The following is a 20,368-nucleotide window of genomic DNA, read 5'->3' as shown; positions in this document are numbered from 1 at the left end:
GGGGCGGGATGGGTGACCATCCCGCCCCTGCTGTCGGTCGGGGCCGGTGGGAATTCCCACCCGTGGGACGCTGGCGCCGCGCCGCGTCGCTCCGGTACCGTCCGTTCGTTCCGTGCCTGATCGGCGCGTCCCTACCCCCGGGGGAACCATGACTTTCCGATACCGATCCACACTGGCGCGTGCCGGTGTGGTGGCCCTGTTCTCCACCGCCGGCCTCGCCGCCGTCGCCGGCCCGGCGCACGCCGCCGACGAGGCCGACCTTCAGCTCGTCCCGCTCAGCTACCAGCTCGCCAAGGGCGTCGACGAGGCCCGGGCCAAGCCGTTCAAGTTCCAGGTGGACAACACCACCGGCACCGTCGACGCGAAGGGCGTCCGGGTCACGGTGGAGACGAAGGGCCTGAAGGACCGCAAGGTCGGCGTGCTGGTCCCGGAGGGCTGCGAGGTGACCGGCACCTCCTTCACCTGCCTGCTCGGCGACCTCGCCGCGGGCACCACCGAGGACTTCGGCATCCCGCTCTTCTCCACCGGCGGCAAGGGCGCGGCCGGCACGCTGAAGGTCTCCATCAGCGCGGCCACCGCCGACCCCGACCTGGAGAACAACTCGGTCGAGCACGACATCACCGTGACCGCCCCCGGCTACGACCTCACCACCTGGGTGCAGGACGTGTACGCCGACGTGCAGGTCGACGGCGACGATGCCGGCGAGGCGAACCTGCGTCCGGTCCGGCCGGGCGAGACCGCGCCGCTGGACTGGGCCGTCTTCAACGACGGCAGCCGGAAGGCCACCGGCGTCGCGTACGGCATCACGCTGCCGGCCGGCGTCACCTTCGCCGAGCTGCCCGAGGGCTGCGTCGAGCAGGACCTGGGCGGCTTCGCGCAGGCGTACTGCGAGGACCGGGGCGCGGTGCTGAAGCCGGGCCAGTTCTACACCGCCGGCGTGCGGGTGAAGGTCGGCGCGGACGTGACCGAGAAGCTGCTCCGGCCCGGCTTCGTCTTCGCCGCCGGCCTGGACTCCGCATCCGGCGAGCCCGAGGAGGAGCCGCGCGTCGCCAGCTCGGCGCAGCGCCGCGCCTTCTCCGAGGTCGACGACGTCGACAACACCGCCCAGTTCGACGTCTTCGTGGACCCGAACGGGCAGCCGACCCCGACGCCGACGCCGACCGGCACCCCGACCGCCGAGCCGACCCCGAGCGGCGGCGCGACCGCGGTCCCGACCCCGACCACGGGTGGCGGCAGCGGCGGTGGCTCCGGTGACGGCGGCCTGCCGGTGACCGGTATGCAGGTCGGCCTGATCGGCGGCATCGGCGCGCTGGTGCTCGCCGCCGGCGCGGCGCTGGTGGTGCTGTCCCGCCGCCGCAGGGTGGTTCTGGTCGCCCCGACCGACGAGCGCACCGGGGACTGAGCCGGACGCTCCGGACACGGCGGGGGCGGGGTGGGCGACCACCTCGCCCCCGCGCCGTACCCGGGTCGATGCGGCTGGCAGAGTGGAGGGGTGAGCCGTACCCCGCAGGGCCGACGCGCCAGCCTGGAGAAGCAGCCGCACGAGGTCGCCGCCATGTTCGACGGCGTGGCGGCCCGCTACGACCTGACCAACACCGTGCTCTCCTTCGGGCAGGACCGGTCCTGGCGGCGATCCACCCGGGCGGCACTCGGGCTGCGCCCCGGCGAGCGGGTGCTGGACGTGGGCGCCGGCACCGGCGTCTCGACCGAGGAGCTGGCCCACTCCGGGGCGTACGCGGTCGGCGCGGACCTGTCGCTGGGCATGCTGCACGCCGGCAAGCGCACCCGGCCGGCGGTGCCGTTGCTGGCCGGCGACGCGCTGCGGCTGCCGTTCGCGGACGCCAGCTTCGACGCGGTGACCATCTCCTTCGCGTTGCGCAACGTGAACGACACCGACGCCGCCCTGCGTGAACTGGCCCGGGTCACCCGGCCGGGCGGGCGGCTGGTGGTCTGTGAGTTCTCCACCCCGGTCAACCCGGCGTTCCGCACGGTCTACCTGTCGTACCTGATGCGGTCGTTGCCGACGGTGGCGCGCGCGGTCTCCAGCAACCCTGACGCCTACGTCTATCTCGCCGAGTCGATCCGGGCCTGGCCGGACCAGGCGGCGCTGGCGGCGCGCGTCGGCGTGGCCGGCTGGGGTCGGGTGGCGTGGCGGAACCTGACCGGCGGCGTCGTCGCGCTGCACCGGGCCGTCCGGAACTGATCGGTCCGGCTCGCGGCCGGGCATTTCGTGAATGTCCGGCTTGAGGATGATTCGCGCCGTAGGCTCGCGCCCATGACGGGACCCGACCACGCCGCCGCCAACGACGACGACGCCGCGGAGCTGATCGCGCAGCTCAAGGAGCTGGCCGGCGCGGATCCCACCGAGGTCCGCCAGGTGGTCGCCGAGGTGCTGGCGGCACTGGACCGGGCGGCCGGAGGCGCGTTGCGTGACCATCTGCCCGAGACCATCCGGCTCGACGCCGGGCTGGGACCGGCCGCACCGGCCCGCCCGTGACCGATCTCCGCTCCCTTACCAGCCGGTTTCCGGGAAGTTAGGACCCCCTCAGCGCATACAGGTGTAACGCCGGTCATAGACTCCAACCCGATCGGCTTGTGAAGCATTTCACGAGCATGCGGGAGGAGGCGCGGATGACCGCGGTGGAGAACGACGCCGACGTCATCGTCGTGGGCGCCGGTCCCGGAGGATCGGCCACGGCATACCACCTGGCGCGGCACGGCGTACGCGTGCTGCTGCTGGAGAAGACGGAGTTCCCCCGGGAGAAGGTCTGCGGCGACGGGCTCACGCCCCGCGCCGTGCGGCAGCTCGTCCGGATGGGTGTGGACACCTCGCCCGAGGCAGGCTGGCTGCACAACAAGGGCCTGCGGGTGATCGGCGGTGGGGTGCGCCTGGAGCTGGACTGGCCCGACCTGGCCAGCTTCCCCAACTACGGCCTGGTCCGGACCCGGCTCGACTTCGACGACCTGCTCGCCCAGCGGGCCGTCACCGCCGGCGCGAAGCTGCGCACCGGCGTCAACGTCCTCGCCCCGGTGCTCGACGCCGACGACCGGGTGACCGGCGTGCAGGCCGAGGTCGGCCCCGACAAGGAGCCGGCCACCTTCCACGCGCCGCTGGTGGTCGCCGCGGACGGCGTCTCCGGCCGGTTCCCGCTCGCGCTCGGCATGGCCAAGCGGGAGGACCGGCCGATCGGGGTGGCGGTCCGCCGCTACTACCGCTCGCCCGCCAAGCACGACGACGACTACCTGGAGTCCTGGCTGGAGCTGCGGGCCAAGGGCAATGACGCGCTGCTGCCCGGCTACGGCTGGATCTTCGGCCTCGGCGACGGCCGGGTGAACGTCGGCCTCGGCGTGCTCAACTCCTCCACGGCGTTCGGCAAGACGAACTACCGCCGGCTGCTCACCGACTGGTTGGCCAACACCCCGGAGGACTGGGGGATGACCGACGAGGCCAACGCGGACGGGCCGATCCTCGGCGCCGCGCTGCCGATGGGCTTCAACCGGGTCCCGCACTACAGCCGCGGCGTGCTGCTGGTCGGCGACTCCGGCGGCATGGTCAACCCGTTCAACGGCGAGGGCATCGCGTACGCGATGGAGTCCGGCGAGCTGGCCGCCGAGGTCGCCGTGCAGGCGCTGGCCCGCCCGGCCGGCGCGGAGCGGGAACGGGCGCTGATGGCGTACCCGCAGGAGCTGAAGGCCCGCTTCGGCGGCTACTACCGGCTCGGCGGGATCTTCGTGAAGCTGATCGGTCGGCCCGAGGTGATGCGGATGGCCACCAAGCACGGCATGCCGCACCCGATGTTGATGCGCTTCGTGCTGAAGCTGCTGGCGAACCTGACCGACCCGCGCGGCGGGGACGCGATGGACCGGGTCATCAACGCCATGACGAAGGTGGCCCCGGCCGTGTGAGGAGACCACCGGCCCGCGGTCGACCGACCACGGAGCGGAGAGATCGACCCCCGCCGACCGAGGTCGTCAGGGACGTGAATAGTGTGATTTTGGCCAACCACCGAGGTCAGGGAAGGACGAGCAGGGGACAACGATGACGCTCTCTCCTTATGCACCCATCATCGGGCTGTTCGCCCTCGCCGCGGGGTTCGCGCTGTTCTCCGTGGCCGCCGCCCGATTCGCCGGCCCCCGGCGTCTGAACAAGGCCAAGCTCGAGGCGTACGAGTGTGGCATCGAGCCGAGCCCGCAGCCGGTCGGCGGCGGCCGGTTCCCGATCAAGTTCTACCTGACGGCGATGCTCTTCATCGTCTTCGACATCGAGATCATCTTCCTCTACCCCTGGGCGGTCTCCTTCGACGCCCTGCCGATCTTCGGCTTCGTGGAGATGGTCATGTTCATCGTCGCGGTTTTCGTCGCCTACGCCTACGTCTGGCGGCGCGGCGGCCTGGACTGGGACTGAGGAGGTAGCAGATGGGCATCGAGGAGAAGCTTCCCTCCGGCGTCCTGCTCACCAGCGTCGAGAAGCTGGTGAACTGGTCGCGGAAGTCGTCCGTCTGGGGCGCCACCTTCGGCCTGGCCTGCTGCGCCATCGAGATGATGGCCGCCGGTGGCCCGCACTACGACATGGGCCGGTGGGGCATGGAGGTCTTCCGCGCCTCGCCCCGGCAGGCGGACCTGATGATCGTGGCCGGCCGGGTCAGCCAGAAGATGGCCCCGGTGCTGCGGCAGATCTACGACCAGATGGCCGAGCCCCGCTGGGTCATCTCGATGGGCGTCTGCGCCAGCAGCGGCGGCATGTTCAACAACTACGCCATCGTGCAGGGCGTCGACCACGTCGTCCCGGTCGACATGTACCTTCCCGGCTGCCCGCCCCGGCCGGAGATGCTCATCGACGCGGTGCTCAAGCTGCGCGAGAAGATCATGTACGAGCCGCTGGGCCCGAACGGCCGCAAGATGCTGGAGGCCCGCAAGGAGCGCGGTGACGTGCCCGTCGTGCCGTACGGCTCGATGCCGTCGTCGTACCGCAACGACAAGGCCCGGCGTGCCGAGTGGACGAAGGCGGTCCGCGAGGGGCGCGAGGAACAGTTGCGGATCGAGAACTGGATGAAGGCGCAGAACCACCTCCAGACGCAGGGGGGCCCGAAATGACCTCGCCGAACGACAGGAACAACGACGGCGGGGTCCCGGTGCCGACCACTCCCGCCGGGGCCAGCAGCACCGCGCCGGCGGAGTACCCGCCGGCCAGCCCGGCCGGGCGGGGCATGTTCGGCAACCAGGGCACCGGTGACGTCTCCGGCTACGGCGGCCTGGTCCGCCAGCGCAAGCCGATCGAGGAGGCCACCCGGCCGTACGGGAGCTACTTCGACGAGGTGCGGGACGCGCTGGAGGAGGCGTACCCGGCCTTCGGTGACGCGATCGAGAAGGTCGTGGTCGACCGGGGCGAGCTGACCCTGCACGTCCGCCCGGAGCGGATCGCCGAGGTCTGCCAGGTGATGCGCGACGACATGTCGCTGCGCTTCGAGCTGCTCTCCTCGGTGTCCGGGGTGGACTACCTTGGCGCCGACGCGCGCCGGTTGCACGTGGTCTACCAGCTCACCTCGATGACCTACCGGCGGCAGGTCCGGCTGGAGGCCGCGGTCTCCGTCGAGGAGCCGCACCTGCCGAGCGTCACCGCCGTCTACCCGACCGCCGACTGGCAGGAGCGGGAGACGTACGACATGTTCGGCATCGTCTTCGACGGCCACCCCAACCTGACCCGGATCCTGATGCCGGACGACTGGGAGGGGCACCCGCAGCGCAAGGACTACCCGCTCGGCGGCATACCCGTCGAGTACAAGGGTGCGGAAATTCCCCCGCCGGACCGTAGGAGGTCCTACCAGTGACCACGTCGAACTACGCGACCGAGCGCGAGACCACCGAGGGCAAGGTCTTCACCGTCACCGGTGGGGACTGGGACCAGGTCGTCTCCGGCACCGACCCGATCAACGACGAGCGGATCGTCGTCAACATGGGTCCGCAGCACCCGTCCACGCACGGCGTGCTCCGGCTGATCCTGGAGCTGGAGGGCGAGACGGTCCGCGAGGCCCGCTCCGTCGTCGGCTACCTGCACACCGGCATCGAGAAGAACCTGGAGTACCGCAACTGGGTCCAGGGCTCGACGTTCGTGACCCGGATGGACTACCTCTCGCCGATCTTCAACGAGACGGCGTACGCGCTCGCGGTGGAGAAGCTGCTCGGCGTCACGGACGACGTCACCGAGCGGGCCACCACCATCCGGGTGCTGATGATGGAGCTCAACCGGATCTCCTCGCACCTGGTCTGGCTGGCCACCACCGGCATGGAGCTGGGCGCGATCAACATGATGTTGTACGGCTTCCGCGAGCGGGAGTACATCCTCGACATCTTCGAGACCATCACCGGCCTGCGGATGAACCACGCGTACGTGCGGCCGGGCGGGGTGGCGCAGGACGTGCCGGACGACGCGATCCGCAAGATCCGCGACTTCCTGGCGTTGATGCCGAAGAAGCTCAAGGAGTACGAGAACCTGCTCTCCGGCCAGCCGATCTGGATCGAGCGCACCACGAACGTCGCGGTGCTCGACGTGACGGCCTGCGTGGCGCTCGGCATCACCGGCCCGGTGCTCCGCTCGGCGGGGCTCGCCTGGGACCTGCGCAAGACCATGCCGTACTGCGGGTACGAGACGTACGAGTTCGACGTCCCGACCCACACCGACGGCGACGTGTGGGGCCGCTACCTGGTCCGGCTGGCCGAGATCCGGGAGTCGCTGAAGCTGGTCGAGCAGGCGCTGGACCGGTTGAAGCCGGGCCCGGTGATGGTCTCCGACAAGAAGATCGCCTGGCCGGCGCAGCTCGCCATCGGCGTCGACGGCATGGGCAACTCGCTGGAGCACGTCGCCAAGATCATGGGTCAGTCGATGGAGTCGCTGATCCACCACTTCAAGCTCGTCACCGAGGGCTTCCGGGTCCCGCCGGGCCAGGTCTACGTCGGCATCGAGTCGCCCCGCGGCGAGCTGGGCGTGCACGCGGTCTCCGACGGCGGCACCCGGCCCTACCGGGTGCACTACCGGGAGCCGAGCTTCGTCAACCTCCAGGCCCTCCCGGCGATGGCCGAGGGCGGCCTGATCGCCGACGTGATCGCCGGCGGCGCCTCGCTGGACCCCGTGATGGGTGGTTGTGACAGGTGAGCGCGAGGAGTGAGCTTGCGAGCCCCGCAGTCGCGAACGGAAGGCGGCTCTGATGAACGTGTTCACTGAGGAGACCCGGCTGCGGGCGCGGGAGATCATCGCCCGGTACCCGGCGGACCGGTCCCGTTCGGCGCTGCTGCCGCTGCTGCACCTGGTGCAGTCCGAGGAGGGGTACGTCTCCCCGGCCGGCGTCGAGTTCTGCGCCGAGGTGCTCGGGCTGAACAAGGCCCAGGTCGGCGCCGTCGCCACCTTCTACACCATGTACAAGCGCAAGCCGACCGGTGACTACCTGGTCAGCGTCTGCACCAACACGATGTGCGACGTGCTGGGCGGTCAGGCGGTCTACGACACGCTCGCCGAGCACCTGGGCGTCGGGCACGAGGAGACCACCGCCGACGGGAAGATCACCCTGGAGCACGCCGAGTGTTTGGCGGCGTGCGACTACGGCCCGGTGATGACCGTCAACTACGACTTCTTCGACAACGTGGAGCCGCAGGGCGCGCTCGGCGTGGTGCAGGAGTTGCAGGCCGGCGGTCGTCCGATGCCGACCCGGGGCGCGCGGCTCTGCACGCTCAAGGAGATGGCGGTCCAGCTCGCCGGCTTCGCCGACGAGCGGGACGGCGCGGTGGCCGACGGCGGGCCGGGCGAGCCGAGCCTGCGCGGCCTGCGCCTGGCCGAGCAGCACGGCATCTCGGTGCCGGGCTTCGACCCGAGGACGCCGATCCGCAGCAAGGCCGAGGCCGACCGGGCCGCCGCCGAGGCGAAGGCGAAGGCCGAGGCCGAGAAGCCGGCCCCCGCGCCGGCGAAGGCCGATGCCACGGGCACTCCGGCCAAGGCCGCCACCCCGGGCAACGCCGGCGCGGCCGAGCCGGCGACGCCGGAGGCGGCCAGCGGCAGCACCGCGCCGGACGTGAAGGCGCCGGACGACAAGTCGCCGCAGGTGCGTACCGCCGAGACCCGGCAGCCGGACGCGCGGACCCCGGTCGCGGACGCGCCCGGCACCAAGGTCCCGACGGACGGCCCGGCCCCGGCGCCCCGCGACGCGCGGGCGGCGGAGGCGGCCGGCGTGGCGGCGAACCCGCCGGCCGGCGACGGCAAGCCCGCCGGCGACGCGGCCGGCGCCCAGGAGCGCAACCTCAAGGACGCCGCAGCCGGTACGGACGCCGACGGCGCCGACCCGGCGGACGCGAACGGAACGGGGGTCCGGAAGTGACCACTCCTCGGCCGGAGACGCTGGCCAAGCTCACGCCGGTGCTCACCAAGCGCTGGCTGTCGCCGGACGCCTGGCGGCTCGGCACCTACGAGAAGCTGGACGGCTACGCCGCCCTGCGCAAGGCGCTCAAGGCGCACCCGGACGACCTGATCCAGCTCATCAAGGACTCCGGGCTGCGCGGCCGGGGCGGTGCGGGCTTCCCGACCGGGCTCAAGTGGGGCTTCATCCCGCAGGGCGACGGGAAGCCGCACTACCTGGTGGTGAACGCCGACGAGGGCGAGCCGGGCACCTGCAAGGACCTGCCGCTGATGACCCACGACCCGCACTCGCTGGTCGAGGGCGTCATCATCGCCTCGTACGCGATCCGGGCCAACCGGGCCTACATCTACATCCGCGGCGAGGCCGTGCACGCCGCCCGCCGGCTGCGCAGCGCGGTCGCCGAGGCGTACGCCAAGGGCTACCTCGGCCGGAACGTCCTCGGCTCGGGCTTCGACCTGGACCTGGTGGTGCACTCCGGCGCCGGGGCGTACATCTGCGGTGAGGAGACCGCGCTGCTGGACTCGCTGGAGGGCTTCCGGGGCCAGCCCCGGCTGCGCCCGCCGTTCCCGGCGACCCACGGCCTGTACGCCAGCCCGACCGTGGTCAACAACGTCGGCACCATCGCCAGCGTGCCCTACATCGTGCTGGGCGGCGCGGACTGGTGGAAGACCATGGGCACGGAGAAGTCGTCCGGCCCGATGATCTACTCGCTCTCCGGCCGGATCGCCAACCCCGGGCAGTACGAGGCGTCGATGGGCATCACGCTGCGCGAGCTGATCGAGCTGGCCGGCGGCATGCAGCCCGGGCACGAGCTGAAGTTCTGGACGCCGGGCGGCTCGTCGACGCCGCTGCTGACCGCCGAGCACCTGGACGTGCCGCTGGACTTCGAGGGGGTGGCGGCGGCCGGCTCGATCCTCGGCACCACGGCCACCCAGATCTTCTCGGACCAGGACTGCCCGGTGTACGCGACCTACCGGTGGCTGGAGTTCTACCACCACGAGTCGTGCGGCAAGTGCACCCCGTGCCGGGAGGGCAACTACTGGATGGTCCGGGTCTACCGGCGCATCCTGGCCGGCCAGGGCACCCACGAGGACCTGGACACCCTGCTCGACACCTGCGACAACATCCTCGGCCGTTCGTTCTGCGGCCTGGGTGACGGCGCGACCAGCTCGGTGACCTCGTCGCTGAAGTACTTCAAGCAGGACTACCTCGACTACATCGAGGGACGTACCGCACCGAAGCTGTCGGAGAAGACCCTGGTAGGGGCGCACTGATGACGGACGTAGCCAAGCAGACCGAGACCGTCACGCTGACCATCGACGGCGTCGAGGTCACCGCGCCGAAGGGGGCGCTGCTGATCCGGGTCGCCGAGCAGTTGGGCACCGAGATCCCGCGCTTCTGCGACCACCCGCTGCTGGCCCCGGCCGGCGCCTGCCGGCAGTGCCTGGTGGAGGTGGAGGGCCAGCGCAAGCCGGTCGCCTCCTGCACCCAGACCGTCGCCGACGGCATGGTGGTGCGGACCCAGCTCACCTCGCCGGTCGCGAAGAAGGCCCAGGAGGGGGTGATGGAGCTGCTGCTCCTGAACCACCCGCTGGACTGCCCGATGTGCGACAAGGGCGGCGAGTGCCCGCTCCAGAACCAGGCGATGTCCACCGGCCGGACGGACTCGCGCTTCCACGAGCACAAGCGGGAGTACCCGAAGCCGCTGCCGATCAGCACCCAGGTGCTGCTCGACCGCGAGCGCTGCGTGCTCTGCCAGCGGTGCACCCGGTTCTCCGAGGAGATCGCCGGCGACAAGTTCATCGACCTGATGGGGCGCTCCTCGCACGAGGAGATCAACATCTACCGGGACGACGCGTACGGCGAGGACGGTGACGAGGGGGACGTCCCCTTCAACTCCTACTTCTCCGGCAACACCGTGCAGATCTGCCCGGTGGGCGCGCTGACCGGCTCGCAGTACCGCTTCCGGTCCCGCCCGTTCGACCTGGTCTCCTCGCCCAGCGTCTGCGAGCACTGCTCGGCCGGCTGCGCGCAGCGCACCGACTGGCGGCGGGGCAAGGTGCTGCGCCGGCTGGCCGGTGACGACCCGGCGGTGAACGAGGAGTGGAACTGCGACAAGGGCCGCTGGGGCTTCCAGTACGCCCGCGCGTTCGACCGCCTCACCACCCCGCTGGTGCGCGACGAGAAGACCGGTGAGCTGCGCGAGGCGTCCTGGAGCGAGGCGTTCACCCGGGCCGCCGAGGGGCTGCGCGCGGCCCGCGACGGCGCGACCGGCACGGCGGTGCTGACCGGCGGCCGGCTCACCGTCGAGGACGCCTACGCGTACGCCAAGTTCGCCCGCGTCGCGTTGCACACCAACGACATCGACTTCCGGGCCCGCCCGGTCTCCCGCGAGGAGGCCGACTTCCTGGCCAGCAGCGTCGCCGGGGTCACCGACGTGACCTACGCGGACGTGGAGAACGCGCCCGCCGTGGTGCTGGTCGGCCTGGAGCCGGAGGAGGAGTGCCCGATCCTCTTCCTGCGGCTGCGCAAGGCGTACCTGAAGAAGACGCTCACCGTGTACGCGATCGCGCCGTTCGCGACCCGCGGCCTGGAGAAGCTCGGGGCCAAGCTGGCCCGGGTGGTGCCGGGCGAGGAGGCCAGCGTGCTGGCCGAGCACGCCACGGTGGCCGAGGCGCTGGGGCAGCCGGGCGCGATCCTGATCGTCGGCGAGCGGCTGGGCGCGGTGCCCGGCGGCCTGTCGGCGGCGGCGGACGTGGCCCGGCGTACCGGTGCCCGGCTGGCCTGGGTGCCGCGGCGCGCGGGTGACCGCGGCGCGGTCGACGCGGGCTGCCTGCCGAACCTGCTGCCCGGCGGCCGGGTGGTCACCGAGCCGGCCGCCCGCGCGGAGTTGGGCGAGACGTGGGACCTGCCGGCCGGGGTGATCCCGAGCCAGGCGGGCCGGGACACCGACGGCATCCTCGCCGCGGCGGCCGACGGCAAGCTCGGCGCGCTGGTGGTGGCCGGCGTCGACCCGGCCGACCTGGCCGATCCGCGCCGGGCCGAGGAGGCCCTGGACGCGGTGCCGTTCCTGGTCAGCCTGGAACTGCGGTTGAGTGCGGTGGCCCGCCGGGCCGACGTGGTCTTCCCGGTCGCCCCGGTGGTCGAGAAGGCCGGCAGCTTCCTGGACTGGGAGGGCCGGCTGCGGACCTTCGAGCGGGTGCTGGACACCGGCGCGATGACCGACGGCCGGGTGCTGGACGCGATCGCCGCGCTGCTCGACGTCCGGCTCGGCACCGGCGACGTGCTGAGCGTGCGCCGCGAGCTGGGCGCGCTGCCCCGGACCCGCACCGAGCGGCCGTCCGCCCCCTCGGTCGAGCCGGCCACCGTGCCGCAGCCCGGTCCGGGCGAGGCCGTGCTGGCGACCTGGCACCAACTGCTCGACCTGGGCAGCCTCACCGACGGCGACGAGCACCTCGCCGGCACCGCCCGCCTGCCGGTCGTCCGGCTGGGCAAGGGCACCGCCGAGGCGCTCGGCGTGGCCGACGGCGACCCGGTCACGGTCGGCACCGACCGCGGCGCGGTCACCCTGCCGGCGGCGATCACCGAGATGCCGGACGGTGTCGTCTGGTTGCCGACCAACTCACCCGGTTCGACCGTGCGGCGCAGCCTCGGCGCGACGTCCGGTCATGTGGTGACGGTGACCGCGGGCTCCATCGACGGACCGGCCGTTCCGGCCGGACGCGTCGCCGCGGACGCCGCCGCACGGCCGGGTCCGCTCCTCAACGCAGGGGGTGCACACCAGTGAACGCGGTCTACCTCGCGGCGCAGGACCCGACGCTGGCCGACTTCGGCAAGGACCCGTGGTGGCTGGTCCTCGGGAAGATCGTCTTCGCGTTCGCGTTCGGCCTGCTGGCCACGCTGCTCGGCGTCTGGTTCGAGCGGCGGGTGGTCGGCCGGATGGCGGTGCGGCCCGGCCCGAACCAGGTCGGCCCGTTCGGCCTGCTCCAGACGCTCGCGGACGGCCTGAAGATGGCGTTCAAGGAGGACATCCTCCCGCGCGCCGCCGACAAGGTGGTCTTCTTCTTCGCACCGACCATCTCGGTGATCTCCGCGGTCACCGCGCTGTCGGTGATCCCGTTCGGCCCGAAGGTGAGCATCTTCGGCCACTGGACGCCGCTCCAGGTCACCGACGTGTCGGTGGCGGTGCTGGTGATCCTGGCCTGCTCCTCGATGGGCGTCTACGGGATCGTGCTCGGTGGCTGGGCCTCCGGCTCGACGTACCCGCTGCTCGGCGGTCTCCGCTCCAGCGCCCAGATGATCTCGTACGAGGTCGCCATGGGGCTGAGCATCGTGGCGGTCTTCATGACCGCCGGCACGATGTCGACGAGCGGGATCGTCGCCAAGCAGGCCGACGGCACGCAGCTCAGCATCGGCGGCTTCGACCTGCCCACCCCGGGCTGGTACGCGATCCTGCTGCTGCCCAGCTTCATCATCTTCTTCATCGCCATGGTCGGTGAGACCAACCGGGCCCCGTTCGACCTGCCGGAGGCGGAGTCGGAGCTGGTCGCGGGCTTCATGACGGAGTACAGCTCGCTGAAGTTCGCGCTGTTCATGCTCTCCGAGTACGTCGCCATGGTGACCATGTCCGCGGTCACCACGACGCTGTTCCTCGGCGGCTGGCGGGCCCCCTGGCCGATCACGCTGTGGTCGGGCGCCAACGAGGGTTGGTGGCCGATGCTGTGGTTCTTCGGCAAGGTGATCCTGCTGGTCTTCGTGTTCGTCTGGCTGCGCGGCACGCTGCCCCGGCTCCGGTACGACCAGTTCATGCGCTTCGGTTGGAAGGTGCTGCTGCCGATCAACCTGGTCTGGATCCTGGTGCTCGCCGGGCTCCGCTCGATCGAGGACTGGCAGACCCGGGACCGGCTGCTCGTCACCGCCATCGGCGCGGGCGTGCTGCTGCTGGCCACGCTCTTCTGGCCGAGCCGGAAGAAGCAGCCGAAGCCGTCGCCCCAGGAGCAGGCGGACAGCCGGCCGTACGGCAGCTTCCCGCTGCCACCGATGGATCTTCAGGTTCCGCCGAGCCCGCGTACCAAGCGCGTGGTCGCCGAGCGGGAGCCGGCCAACGTCGTCGCCGGCTCCGAGTCCAGGGAGGTGTGACGTGGGCGCGATCACCGGAACGTTCAAGGGCTTCGGGGTCACCTTCTCGCACATGTTCAAGAAGGTCGTCACCACCGACTACCCGTTCAAGCCGCCGGTCTCGGCGCCGCGCTACCACGGGCGGCACATCCTCAACCGGCACCCGGACGGGCTGGAGAAGTGCATCGGCTGCGAGCTGTGCGCCTGGGCCTGCCCGGCCGACGCGATCTACGTGGAGGGTGGCGACAACACCGAGGAGCAGCGTTTCTCCCCGGGTGAGCGGTACGCCAGCAACTACCAGATCAACTACGCCCGGTGCATCTTCTGCGGGCTCTGCATCGAGGCCTGCCCGACCCGTTCGCTCACCATGAGCAACGAGTACGAGCTGGCCCGGGACAACCGGCAGGACCTGATCTTCACGAAGGAGCAGCTGCTCGCGCCGCTGCTCGAAGGCATGGAGCAGCCGCCGCACCCGATGCGGCTGGGCGACAGCGAGAAGGACTACTACGTCGGTGCGCTGACCAACCCGGGCACCTCGGCCGGTGCCGAGCACTCGCCTGCGGGCGGCCAGTATCCGGTGGAGGAACACCCCGGCGTGACCTTCCCCGGTGCCGAGCAGGCCGCGCAGCGGTCCGAGGCGGGCAAGGGAGCAGGGGTATGACCACTTCTACGGTGCTCGCCGCGGCGGGCGACGTGACCGGGGGCGAGGAGGTCACGTTCTGGATCCTCGCCCCGCTGGCCCTGATCGGGGCACTCGGCATGGTGTGGGCCCGCAACGCGGTGCACTCCGCGCTCTGGCTGGTGCTGACCATGCTCTGCCTGGGCGTGTTCTACGTGCTCCAGGCCGGCCCGTTCATCGGCATGGTGCAGATCATCGTCTACACCGGCGCGATCATGATGCTCTTCCTGTTCGTGCTGATGCTTGTCGGTCGCGACGCGTCCGACTCGCTGATCGAGACGCTGCGCGGCCAGCGGGTCGCCGCGGTGGTGCTCGGGCTCGGCTTCGCCGGCCTGGTCGGCACCGGTCTCTACCGCGCGCTCGACGGCGTGCGGGCGGTCGGGCTCGACCAGGCGAACGCCGAGGGCAACGTGCAGGGCATCGCCCGGCTGCTGTTCACCAAGTACGTCTTCGCCTTCGAGCTGACCTCGGCGCTGCTGATCACCGCCGCGGTGGGCGCGATGGTGCTGGCGCACGTGGAGCGGCGCAAGGAGGACCGGATGGACCAGGTCGCCACCATGAAGGCGCGGTTCCGTCCCGGTAACTACCCCGGCCCGAAGCCCGGCCCGGGCGTCTTCGCCACCTCCTCCTCGGTGGCCACGCCGGCCCGCCTGCCGGACGGCCGGCTGACCGACCGCGGCATCCCGGAGATCATGCCGGTGCGCGACATGACGTCGGAGGAGACCGCACTGAAGGGCACTGACAAATGACCCCGGACTACTACCTGATCCTCGCGGCGGTGCTGTTCACCATCGGCGCCGTGGGCGTGCTGGTCCGGCGCAACGCGATCGTGCTGTTCATGTGCGTCGAGCTGATGCTCAACGCGGCCAACCTGACCCTGGTCACGTTCAGCCGGATCAACGGTGACCTGAACGGCCAGATCATGGCGTTCTTCGTGATGGTGGTGGCGGCGGCCGAGGTCGTGGTCGGGCTCGCGATCATCATGGCGATCTTCCGGACCCGGCGCTCGGCCAGCGTCGACGACGCCAACCTGCTGAAGTACTGAGGGGCCAGTCGTGGAACAGACTGTGGAATTCGCTACGGCGGATGGGCTGCTGGGCAGTGTCTGGCTGCTGGTGGCGATCCCGCTGGTCAGCGCGGCGGTCCTGCTGCTGCTCGGCAAGCGGGCGGACCGCTGGGGCCACTGGCTGGGCGTGGCGGCCATCGGCGCCGCGTTCGTGCTCGGCCTGACGTACTTCTTCCAGCTCCGTGGCCTGGAGAACAAGCAGGTCCAGTCGAGTCTCTGGCAGTTCATCACGGTCGGCGACCTGAAGGTGGACTTCGGTCTGCTCTTCGACCCGCTGGCCGCGGTGTTCGTGCTGCTGATCACCGGGGTGGGCTTCCTGATCCACCTCTACGCCGTGGAGTACATGGCGCACGACGAGGGCCGGCGGCGGTTCTTCGGGTACTTCAACCTGTTCGTCGCCGCGATGCTGCTGCTGGTGCTCGGCAACAACTACGTGATGCTCTACTTCGGCTGGGAGGGCGTCGGCCTGGCGTCGTACCTGCTGATCTCCTTCTGGTACGGCCGGCCGAGCGCGGCCACCGCCGGCAAGAAGGCGTTCCTGATGAACCGGGTCGGCGACGCCGGCCTGGCCATCGGCATCTTCGTCATGTTCGCCATGCTCGGCACGACTCAGTACGACGAGGTGTTCAACGGGGTCGGCTCGCTGACCTCCACCACCGTGCTGGTGCTCGGCCTGCTGCTGCTCCTCGGCGCGGCCGGCAAGTCCGGCCAGTTCCCGCTCCAGGCGTGGCTGCCGGACGCGATGGAGGGCCCGACCCCGGTCTCCGCGCTCATCCACGCGGCGACCATGGTCACCGCCGGCGTCTACCTGATCGCCCGCTCCAACCCGATCTTCTCGGCGAACGAGACGCTCCAGCTCGTGGTGGTCAGCGTCGGTGCGCTCACGCTGCTGATGGGCTGCGTCATCGGCGCGGCGAAGGACGACATCAAGCGGGTGCTGGCCTGGTCCACGGTCAGCCAGATCGGCTACATGTTCCTCGGCGTCGGCCTCGGCGGCGGCGCGTACGCGCTGGCGATCATCCACCTGCTGGCGCACGGCTTCTTCAAGGCCAACATGTTCCTCGGTGCCGGCTCGGTCATGCACGGCATGAACGACCAGGTGGACATCCGCCGCTTCGGTGGGCTGTCGAAGTACATGAAGATCACCTGGTTGACGTTCATGATGGGCTGGCTGGCCATCATCGGAATCCCGCCGCTCTCCGGCTACTTCTCCAAGGAGCCGATCATCGCGTCCGCGTTCGAACGGGAGGGCTGGACCGCCTGGCTGTTCGGCGGGGCAGCGCTCCTCGGCGCCGGGCTCACCGCGTTCTACATGACCCGGCTCTTCGTGCTGACGTTCCACGGCCCGAAGCGGTGGACCGAGGACATCGAGCACCCGCACGAGTCGCCGAAGCTCATGACGATCCCGCTGATCCTGCTCGCCGCCGGCTCGGTGGTGGCCGGTGGTCTGATGACGCTCAACGACAGCGTGGTGTCGTGGTTGACCCCGGTGCTCGGCGAGGAGGCCGGTGGCGAGGCACACGGCGTGCTCTCGCACACCGTGATCACCATCCTCTCCATCCTGATCACCGTGCTCGGGGCCGGGCTGGCCTGGTTCCTGTTCCGCAACGGCACGGCCACCGAGCCGCAGCCGGCCGGCGTGCTGGTCACCGCCGCCCGCAAGAACCTCTACACGGACACCGTCAACGAGGCGGTCTTCGAGAAGCCGGGCATCTTCCTCACCCGGGCGCTCGTCTTCCTCGACAACCGGGGCGTCGACGGGCTGGTCAACGGCCTGGCCGCCGCGGTGGGCGGGGGCTCCGGCCGGCTCCGGCGGCTCCAGACCGGCTTCGTGCGGTCGTACGCGACCTCGATCCTGACCGGCGCGCTGCTCGTGGTGGCGGCGTTCCTGGCGGTACAGGCGGGGTGGCTGGCGTGATCGACCTCAACGCGGCCGCCCCCGCCGGCGGGCCACGCAGTCACGACGGAGGTAAGGCCGAATAATGTCCAACTTCCCGTTCCTCTCGGTGCTGACCGTGGCGCCGCTGGTCGGCGCGCTGGTGGTGGCGCTGCTGCCACGTCGGCGGCCGGACCTGGCCAAGCTGGTGGCGTTCGGCTGGTCGCTGTTGGTGCTGGTGCTCTCGGTGGTGATGTGGTTCGCCTTCTCCGCCGACGGTGACCGGTTCCAGTTCCGCGAGTCGTACGCGTGGATCCCGAACTGGGGTGTGCGGTTCACCTTCGAGGTGGACGGCATCGCGCTGGTCATGCTGATGCTGATCGCGATCCTGGTGCCGCTGGTGATCCTGGCGTCGTGGCACGACGCCGAGCAGTCGAAGCGTTCGGTGCCGGTCTACTTCGCGCTGCTGCTCGTCCTCGAGTGCACGATGATCGGCGTCTTCGCCGCCGCCGACGTCTTTCTGTTCTACGTGTTCTTCGAGGTCATGCTCGTCCCGATGTACTTCCTGATCGGCAGCTACGGCGGCCACCAGCGGCAGTACGCGGCGGTGAAGTTCTTCCTCTACTCGCTGGTCGGCGGCCTGTTCATGCTGGCCGCGGTGATCGGTCTCTGGGTGGTCGGCGGGAAGACGTTCGACTGGCAGGCGTTGAGTCAGGCCGAGTTCGCCACCAACACCGCCCGCTGGCTGTTCCTCGGCTTCTTCCTCGCGTTCGCGATCAAGGCGCCGTTCTTCCCGTTCCACACCTGGCTGCCGGACGCCGGTGGCGCCGCGCCGGCCGGTGCGGCGGCGCTGCTGGTCGGCGTGCTGGACAAGGTCGGCACGTTCGGCATCCTGCGCTACTGCCTCCCGCTGTTCCCGGAGGCGTCCCGCTGGTTCGCGCCGTACGCGCTGGCGCTCGGCGTGATCGGCATCATCTACGCGGCGCTGCTGGCGGTCGGGCAGAACGACCTGAAGCGGCTGGTGTCGTACACCTCGATCGCGCACTTCGGCTTCATCGGGGTGGGCATCTTCGCGTTCACCACCCAGGCCGGCACCGGCGCGGTGCTCTACATGCTCAACCACGGTCTCGCCACCGGCCTGCTCTTCCTGGTGGTCGGCATGCTGATCGCCCGGCGCGGCTCGGCGCTGATCAGCGACTTCGGCGGCGCGGGCAAGCTGGTGCCGGTGCTGGCCGGCGTGCTCTTCTTCGCCGGTCTGGCGTCGCTGGCGCTGCCCGGCACCGCGCCGTTCGTCTCCGAGTTCCTGGTGCTGATCGGCACGTTCACCGTCAACAAGCCGGTCGCGGTGATCGCCACGCTCGGCATCATCCTGGCGGCGGCGTACGTGCTGTGGATGGTGCAGCGCACCACCCAGGGCACGCTGAACCCGGCGCTCACCGAGGTCGAGGGCATGCGTCGGGACCTCAGCCTGCGCGAGAAGGTCGTCGTCGCGCCGTTGATCGCGCTGATCGTGCTGCTCGGCTTCTATCCCAAGCCGGTCACCGATGTCATCAACCCCGCCGTCCAGGCGACCATGCAGGACGTCGGCAAGTCCGATCCCGCCCCTGAGGTCGGCAGCGTCCAGGAGGCTTCAAAGTGAGTGAACTGAAGCTGCCGTCGATCGACTACGCGGCGCTCGCTCCCATCCTGATCATGTTGGGCGCCGCCCTGCTGGGCGTCCTGGTCGAGGCGTTCGTGCCGCGCCGGCTGCGCAACGCGGTACAGCTCGCGCTCGCCCTGGTGGCGGCGCTGGCCGCGATCACCATGGTGATCCTGAAGTCCGACGCCCGGCTGGTCACCGCCGGCGGCGCGATCGCGGTGGACGGGCCGACGCTCTTCCTCCAGGGCGCCATCCTGGTGCTGGCCGTGATGGCGCTGCTGCTGGTCGGCGAGCGCACGGTGGAGCGGGGCGGCGCATTCGTGGCGCACGCGGCGGTCACCGCCGAGTCGCCCGAGGACCGGAAGCAGGCCGACGGCGTCGGCGGGGCCACCGAGGTCTACCCGCTGATCTCGTTCGCGATCGGCGGCATGCTGATCTTCGTGGCGGCGAACGACCTGCTGACCATGTTCATCTCGCTCGAGGTCTTCTCGCTGCCGCTCTACCTGCTCTGCGCGCTGGCCCGCCGCCGGCGGCTGCTGAGCCAGGAGGCGGCGATGAAGTACTTCCTGCTCGGCGCGTACGCCTCGGCGTTCTTCCTGTTCGGTGTGGCCCTGATCTACGGCTTCACCTCCGGCATCCCGGGCCGTGGCGCCGGCGTCGACTTCGCCACCGTGCACGCCGCGGTCGGCGAGTCCTCGTCCAGCCAGGTGCTGCTCTTCGCCGGCATGGCGCTGCTCGCCATCGGTCTGCTCTTCAAGGCCGCCGCCGCGCCGTTCCACGTCTGGACGCCGGACGTCTACCAGGGCGCGCCGACGCCGGTGACCGGCTTCATGGCGGCCTGCACGAAGGTCGCCGCGTTCGGCGCGCTGCTGCGGGTGTTCCACGTCGCGTTCGCCGGGGCCTCCTGGGACTTCACGCCGGTGATCGGTGTGGTGGCGGTGCTGACCATGCTGGTCGGCGCCGTGCTGGCGGTCACCCAGACGGACATCAAGCGCCTGTTGGCGTACTCGTCGATCGCGAACGCCGGTTACCTGCTGGTGGGTGTGCTGGCCCCCAGCAAGGAAGGGCTGTCGGGCACGATGTTCTACCTGGCCGCGTACGGCTTCTCGGTGCTCGCCGCGTTCGCCGTGGTGACGCTGGTGCGGGACGCGGACGGCGAGGCCACCCACCTGTCCCGCTGGGCGGGGCTGGGCCGCCGCTCGCCGTTCTTCGCGGCGATCTTCACGTTCATCCTGCTGGCGTTCGCCGGCATCCCGCTCACCAGCGGCTTCACCAGCAAGTTCGCGGTCTTCGGCCCGGCGCTGGAGGCCGACCAGGCATGGCTGGTGATCGCCGGCGTGCTGACCAGCATGGTGCTGGCCTTCCCGTACCTGCGGGTCGTGGTGATGATGTGGCTGTCGGAGCCGGGCGAGGCGACCCCGACGGTGACCGTGCCGGGCGCGCTCACCTCGGCCGCCCTGATGATCGGCGTGCTCGCCACGCTCGTCCTCGGTGTGGTCCCCGGGCCTCTGCTGGACCTGACCACCGGTGCCGCCGAATTCGTCCGATGACGGAAGTGGTTCCACCCGGGGGGCCGGTACGCCGTGGC

Annotated in this window: 18 protein-coding genes; all 18 read left to right on the top strand. The window is 70.8% G+C overall.

Annotated features, from left to right (window positions below; all coding sequences use genetic code 11):
• Positions 1-148 precede the first annotated feature (148 nt).
• The 18 genes from TPA0908_RS29760 to nuoN all read left to right on the top strand — a co-directional run bounded on the left by TPA0908_RS29760 (position 149) and on the right by nuoN (position 20,330).
• A complete protein-coding gene (locus TPA0908_RS29760) occupies positions 149-1,402 on the top strand; it encodes a cell wall anchor protein (protein WP_281943616.1) in 1,254 nt (417 codons plus the stop codon).
• Positions 1,403-1,492: 90 nt separating this feature from the next.
• Entirely contained in the window at positions 1,493-2,203 is a 711-nt protein-coding gene (locus TPA0908_RS29755) for a demethylmenaquinone methyltransferase (protein WP_281943615.1), read from the top strand.
• A gap of 72 nt (positions 2,204-2,275) precedes the next feature.
• The gene (locus TPA0908_RS29750; protein WP_281943613.1) at positions 2,276-2,497 is read left to right on the top strand and encodes a hypothetical protein; all 222 of its coding nucleotides are present in this window, start codon (positions 2,276-2,278) and stop codon (positions 2,495-2,497) included.
• A 134-nt stretch (positions 2,498-2,631) separates the two neighbouring features.
• Positions 2,632-3,906, top strand: a complete 1,275-nt coding sequence (locus tag TPA0908_RS29745) for a geranylgeranyl reductase family protein (RefSeq protein WP_281943611.1) — start codon at positions 2,632-2,634, stop codon at positions 3,904-3,906.
• A gap of 133 nt (positions 3,907-4,039) precedes the next feature.
• Positions 4,040-4,405 (top strand): NADH-quinone oxidoreductase subunit A, encoded by a 366-nt coding sequence (locus TPA0908_RS29740; protein ID WP_089154551.1) that lies wholly within the window; start codon positions 4,040-4,042, stop codon positions 4,403-4,405.
• An 11-nt stretch (positions 4,406-4,416) separates the two neighbouring features.
• Positions 4,417-5,094, top strand: coding sequence for a NuoB/complex I 20 kDa subunit family protein (locus TPA0908_RS29735; protein ID WP_091062855.1), 678 nt, complete (start codon positions 4,417-4,419; stop codon positions 5,092-5,094).
• The gene (locus tag TPA0908_RS29730; RefSeq protein ID WP_281943609.1) at positions 5,091-5,828 is read left to right on the top strand and encodes an NADH-quinone oxidoreductase subunit C; all 738 of its coding nucleotides are present in this window, start codon (positions 5,091-5,093) and stop codon (positions 5,826-5,828) included. The genes TPA0908_RS29735 and TPA0908_RS29730 overlap by 4 nt, the downstream gene beginning before the upstream one ends.
• On the top strand, positions 5,825-7,150 hold the full coding sequence (locus tag TPA0908_RS29725; protein ID WP_281943608.1) for an NADH-quinone oxidoreductase subunit D: 1,326 nt from the start codon (positions 5,825-5,827) through the stop codon (positions 7,148-7,150). Before TPA0908_RS29730 ends, TPA0908_RS29725 begins: the two co-directional genes overlap by 4 nt.
• A 52-nt stretch (positions 7,151-7,202) precedes the next feature.
• Positions 7,203-8,363 carry an NADH-quinone oxidoreductase subunit NuoE gene (nuoE, locus tag TPA0908_RS29720; RefSeq protein WP_281943606.1) on the top strand — a complete coding sequence of 387 codons (1,161 nt, stop codon included), beginning with the start codon at positions 7,203-7,205 and terminating at the stop codon, positions 8,361-8,363.
• Positions 8,360-9,676 carry an NADH-quinone oxidoreductase subunit NuoF gene (nuoF, locus tag TPA0908_RS29715; RefSeq protein WP_281943604.1) on the top strand — a complete coding sequence of 439 codons (1,317 nt, stop codon included), beginning with the start codon at positions 8,360-8,362 and terminating at the stop codon, positions 9,674-9,676. Before nuoE ends, nuoF begins: the two co-directional genes overlap by 4 nt.
• Positions 9,676-12,189, top strand: coding sequence for an NADH-quinone oxidoreductase subunit G (locus tag TPA0908_RS29710; protein ID WP_281943603.1), 2,514 nt, complete (start codon positions 9,676-9,678; stop codon positions 12,187-12,189). The genes nuoF and TPA0908_RS29710 overlap by 1 nt, the downstream gene beginning before the upstream one ends.
• On the top strand, positions 12,186-13,541 hold the full coding sequence (gene nuoH / locus TPA0908_RS29705) for an NADH-quinone oxidoreductase subunit NuoH (protein ID WP_281943601.1): 1,356 nt from the start codon (positions 12,186-12,188) through the stop codon (positions 13,539-13,541). Before TPA0908_RS29710 ends, nuoH begins: the two co-directional genes overlap by 4 nt.
• Before the next feature lies 1 nt (position 13,542).
• A complete protein-coding gene (nuoI, locus tag TPA0908_RS29700; protein WP_281943599.1) occupies positions 13,543-14,181 on the top strand; it encodes an NADH-quinone oxidoreductase subunit NuoI in 639 nt (212 codons plus the stop codon).
• A complete protein-coding gene (locus TPA0908_RS29695) occupies positions 14,178-14,948 on the top strand; it encodes an NADH-quinone oxidoreductase subunit J (protein ID WP_281943597.1) in 771 nt (256 codons plus the stop codon). The genes nuoI and TPA0908_RS29695 overlap by 4 nt, the downstream gene beginning before the upstream one ends.
• Positions 14,945-15,244, top strand: coding sequence for an NADH-quinone oxidoreductase subunit NuoK (gene nuoK, locus TPA0908_RS29690; RefSeq protein ID WP_089154544.1), 300 nt, complete (start codon positions 14,945-14,947; stop codon positions 15,242-15,244). The genes TPA0908_RS29695 and nuoK overlap by 4 nt, the downstream gene beginning before the upstream one ends.
• A 10-nt stretch (positions 15,245-15,254) precedes the next feature.
• Complete coding sequence (gene nuoL / locus TPA0908_RS29685) at positions 15,255-17,183, top strand: NADH-quinone oxidoreductase subunit L (protein WP_281943594.1); 1,929 nt, start codon at positions 15,255-15,257, stop codon at positions 17,181-17,183.
• Between the two features lie 64 nt (positions 17,184-17,247).
• Complete coding sequence (locus TPA0908_RS29680; protein WP_107154680.1) at positions 17,248-18,780, top strand: NADH-quinone oxidoreductase subunit M; 1,533 nt, start codon at positions 17,248-17,250, stop codon at positions 18,778-18,780.
• Positions 18,777-20,330, top strand: a complete 1,554-nt coding sequence (gene nuoN, locus TPA0908_RS29675) for an NADH-quinone oxidoreductase subunit NuoN (RefSeq protein ID WP_281943593.1) — start codon at positions 18,777-18,779, stop codon at positions 20,328-20,330. Before TPA0908_RS29680 ends, nuoN begins: the two co-directional genes overlap by 4 nt.
• Positions 20,331-20,368: the final 38 nt, after the last annotated feature.

It is taken from the genome of Micromonospora sp. AKA38, assembly GCF_027925725.1.
GTDB lineage: Bacteria > Actinomycetota > Actinomycetes > Mycobacteriales > Micromonosporaceae > Micromonospora.
Note: the sequence above shows the minus strand (reverse complement) of the source record. Positions and strands in the feature narration are given on the sequence as shown.

Excerpts from the sequence above, each read along its gene's own strand:
- TPA0908_RS29760 (WP_281943616.1), top strand. The coding sequence starts at position 149 with ATGACTTTCCGATACCGATCCACACTGGCGCGTGCCGGTGTGGTGGCC.
- TPA0908_RS29750 (WP_281943613.1), top strand. The coding sequence starts at position 2,276 with ATGACGGGACCCGACCACGCCGCCGCCAACGACGACGACGCCGCGGAG.
- TPA0908_RS29745 (WP_281943611.1), top strand. The coding sequence starts at position 2,632 with ATGACCGCGGTGGAGAACGACGCCGACGTCATCGTCGTGGGCGCCGGT.
- TPA0908_RS29740 (WP_089154551.1), top strand. The coding sequence starts at position 4,040 with ATGACGCTCTCTCCTTATGCACCCATCATCGGGCTGTTCGCCCTCGCC.
- TPA0908_RS29735 (WP_091062855.1), top strand. The coding sequence starts at position 4,417 with ATGGGCATCGAGGAGAAGCTTCCCTCCGGCGTCCTGCTCACCAGCGTC.
- TPA0908_RS29730 (WP_281943609.1), top strand. The coding sequence starts at position 5,091 with ATGACCTCGCCGAACGACAGGAACAACGACGGCGGGGTCCCGGTGCCG.
- nuoE (WP_281943606.1), top strand. The coding sequence starts at position 7,203 with ATGAACGTGTTCACTGAGGAGACCCGGCTGCGGGCGCGGGAGATCATC.
- TPA0908_RS29710 (WP_281943603.1), top strand. The coding sequence starts at position 9,676 with ATGACGGACGTAGCCAAGCAGACCGAGACCGTCACGCTGACCATCGAC.
- TPA0908_RS29695 (WP_281943597.1), top strand. The coding sequence starts at position 14,178 with ATGACCACTTCTACGGTGCTCGCCGCGGCGGGCGACGTGACCGGGGGC.
- nuoK (WP_089154544.1), top strand. The coding sequence starts at position 14,945 with ATGACCCCGGACTACTACCTGATCCTCGCGGCGGTGCTGTTCACCATC.
- TPA0908_RS29680 (WP_107154680.1), top strand. The coding sequence starts at position 17,248 with ATGTCCAACTTCCCGTTCCTCTCGGTGCTGACCGTGGCGCCGCTGGTC.